The sequence below is a fragment of the Aminobacter sp. P4_H6_2 genome (assembly GCF_056400805.1).
Genome location: NZ_JBFUKO010000604.1, coordinates 1 through 3,219, shown reverse-complemented (window position 1 = coordinate 3,219; position 3,219 = coordinate 1). Strand labels below are relative to the sequence as shown.

Sequence of the window (3,219 nt, the reverse complement as noted above, 5' to 3'; positions counted from 1 at the left end):
CCTATCAAAATGCCTCAACGACATAAGGGCAAAAGAAAACCCGGCGAAAGCCGGGTCGTAGGCGACAATGGTAGCTCGTTCAGAATGTGGGGAGCGACGAGCGAAGGTAGAAACTTGCACCGATCAGATCTCGGTCCATGGCCAAGGGGATTGAAACCAGCTCCTTTTTCAGGCGGTTGAAGTGGATGCCGGTTTCCTCTGACAACCCCATGAGGGAAACGTAGTCCTGTTTGAAGGTGGCCATGTCAGCTGGATCAATCACTGTTTGCGGACACCGATTGACCGGGTTGATCTCGACTCGACTGGGCAGATAGCCGTGGACGACAAGCGCCTTCAACACATTCGTTGTAACGCCCAAGGATTTTTCGGCCTGCCGAAGCGAGAGGCCCCGGTTATCCCCCAGGCGAACCAGCGAACGCACCTCAGCCAAATCGACCATTGCTGACATGAACCCCCGCTCTGACGTCAAGGTACGGACTCGCTGCAGCTTCTTGTCCATGATGAGATCCACGATCTCCATCAGTCCGCAACAAGCGCGCTTCCTCGCTTCCAGAATGCTGACGAAACCCTCCTCGCTGGGACCAAGGGCAGGGGCATCTGAAAACAGCCTTTCGAGGAAGGAATTCAGCTGCTCCTTCTCGAAGGCGTACTGCGTCAGGGTGTTCCGATCCGCATCTACCAGCGGAACGATGTATCGACTCGCCAACAATGAGACGTCGTGTGGCCGCGGAACGTTCAGATAATTGGCAGCGTCTTTGAACGTCAACGCGTTGACAACTYGCCCGATAAACTCATGCGCGTTCCGTGCGTCGAACAAGGCATGATCGTCCACGAGGGAGTTCGCCTCGTCGCTGAGGTGGCCAGCTAGGTGCAGGAGCTTTCGAAGTCTCTTGGGATGGGCACCATATTCGATCGCAGCAGTATGAACAGAATGGACCTTCCGTTCGCTGATCGGCCGCCCAAACAGGTCGTCACCTGGTCCGATCGGCATGGTGTCGACGCAGTGTCGTACGACGATGTCACGGAGAGGATCGTAGGCCTCGGCCTCGGACTCGTGCGCCAACCATTCATAGATGCGATAGAAAGCTGACTTGGGTCCGGCACCCCTTTTGAGCGGGCCTTGCCGCGTTTGCAACTCGGCAAGAAGCTCTCGGATGCCAGATTCACCTTGGGACGCAATCTCGTAACCGCGGCCGCCAGCCTCGTAGAACTGGTCGTCAGTAAGATCGCGAAGACGTACCCTGACGCCATGAATGTCCACGACCCCCAGCATCTCACAAATTTTGCCTACTGCGTCGAAACGGAAGCTATCCAACCAATTTGAGCCACGATCCCTGTCAGCGGCTAGGCGTGAGAGCAGGTAATCCTCCAGCTTCGAAGGCCTTCGCTGGACGGCGCTTTCACCACGCGATGTTAGCGTTGATAGCATTGGAGTGAGCAGTTTCGTGAAGTCGTGAATAGCGTGAGGATCCAAGTCGCGGGTGACTTCGATGAAGGCTTCGTCGTGATGCGCACAGGTCCGAATATGACCAATCAGCCAAATTGCCCTCTGATATGGTCTGGCGGCCTCCTCACAATTGAAACGTTCCAGGTCGTCTGAGAGGCAGGCGGGGCACACCCGAACCCGCCCCCTCAGCAAGCCATTGCGATTGATGGTCTCTCCGTTGAACTCATAGAGGCGTGCTTCAGTCCGACGGAACGTCGAATGGGTCAGCATTTCAGGGTCAATGCGCCCGCAATGCGCCAGCTTGGCCAAAGCGTCGGGTTCGCCGTCGACCACCTCTTGGAATGTGAAGCCCATATCCAGGCAGAAGTCGCGCGCACAGCACCCATTGATAAAGGCAATACGGGAGGCGAAGCTGGTTGGTAGCTCTCCAATGCCGAGCGGCACCGTCATGTTGGCTGGAAGTTGCATCATTGGTTTTTCTTATCCCTCACCTTCTTTTCGGTAGCTTGCTCCTCGACCACTCGTTCGTCCCATTGGCTGTCCTGAAGAGCCATCGACACGTCGATCAGGTGCCACTGTTCCGAAGTGAAAACATTGCGGTCGCGAGCGCACCCAGATCTTGCTTCGTAGGCCGTGGCGAAGTGGTCGAGCTTGACCACCGCGCTGCCCTCAAGAAAGGCCTCCTCGATGGCATCCTGAACAAACTCGACGGTCGTACCGAATTGCCCTTCGGCCGCATGGATCAAGCGGGCCAAGAATGAGTCATCCAGCGACGGTTTCAGCCTAAGACTGGCCGCCTTTTCCACGATTGAACTCACTGTGTTCCTGACCAGCTTTGCATCGTCGGCCAGGGTGAGATCGCCGAAAAGGACGAAACGGCTACGCCGCTTCAGCTGGGTGTCACCCTCAATGAAGCTTGCAAAGGATGGCTTTCCCGAAAGGATCAGCCAGACTGGCCACGTAACCTGCTGCAGAAGCGCCTTCAGCGTATCGCGGACCTTCTGGAGTTCGGTCCTGTTGGCGTTCTCTACCGCATGTTGAACTTCGTCGATGTGCACATAGCGAACACCGCAAATTTGTAGCCGCTGGCGAACCATGTCCCAAACGACGTTTTCCTTCAGATCTCTCTGCAGATCGTAGCCAAGCGCTTTTAGCAAGGCATTGCCCAACTGCTTCAGCGTGCATGGAGAAGGGGCCTTCACCGAGATGAGTTGCGAGTTCTCCAGGCCACAGGCTGCTCCCCAAACGTCTTCGCGCTTGCGGAACAAACGCTCAAGAGCACGGGTCTTGCCTGCGCCAGGTTTGCCCATGACCGCAAGAATTCTGCCTTCGGCAAGTCTGCCCACGCGAGCTCGGTGATCGAGGTCGAACGAGATGCTCATGCGACAGCTTTCGATCAGCCTGTCGAGCTCATCCTCAAGCGTCATGTCGCGCTTGTGGCCAATGTACACTCCGAGCACACGCTTCATGATTTCCGATCGAGAAGCGTGATCAAGATTTACGGTCGAACCAATAATGTCGGGCAATCAAATCTCCATAAACATATCGTCGTCGCCGATGTCGGCGTCGGGGGTGTCAGGGGGCAAATCGTCGGCGGTGGTCTTGGCGTCGACGATGTCGGCGTCGCCATGGCGGGCGTCCTCGACGTTACCGACGATCACACCAGGCCTTTCGTTGCCGACGTCCCCATCAGTGAAGAGGAAGTCGCGATCATYAGCCTCGATGGCTTCCGATCGAGTGGCGGCTTCACCCCAACGGGAGAGTTTTGTGAC

3 protein-coding genes are annotated in these 3,219 nt (G+C 56.5%); all 3 read right to left on the bottom strand.

Annotated elements, in window-relative coordinates; genetic code table 11:
* Positions 1 to 79 precede the first annotated feature (79 nt).
* Positions 80 to 1,918 (bottom strand): TniQ family protein, encoded by a 1,839-nt coding sequence (locus tag AC1DUU_RS27300; protein WP_476786483.1) that lies wholly within the window; start codon positions 1,916 to 1,918, stop codon positions 80 to 82.
* Entirely contained in the window at positions 1,915 to 2,973 is a 1,059-nt protein-coding gene (locus AC1DUU_RS27295) for an ATP-binding protein (protein WP_476786482.1), read from the bottom strand. The genes AC1DUU_RS27300 and AC1DUU_RS27295 overlap by 4 nt, the downstream gene beginning before the upstream one ends.
* Positions 2,974 to 3,219: hypothetical protein (locus AC1DUU_RS27290; protein WP_476786481.1), on the bottom strand; the 246-nt coding region annotated here is incomplete at its 5' end.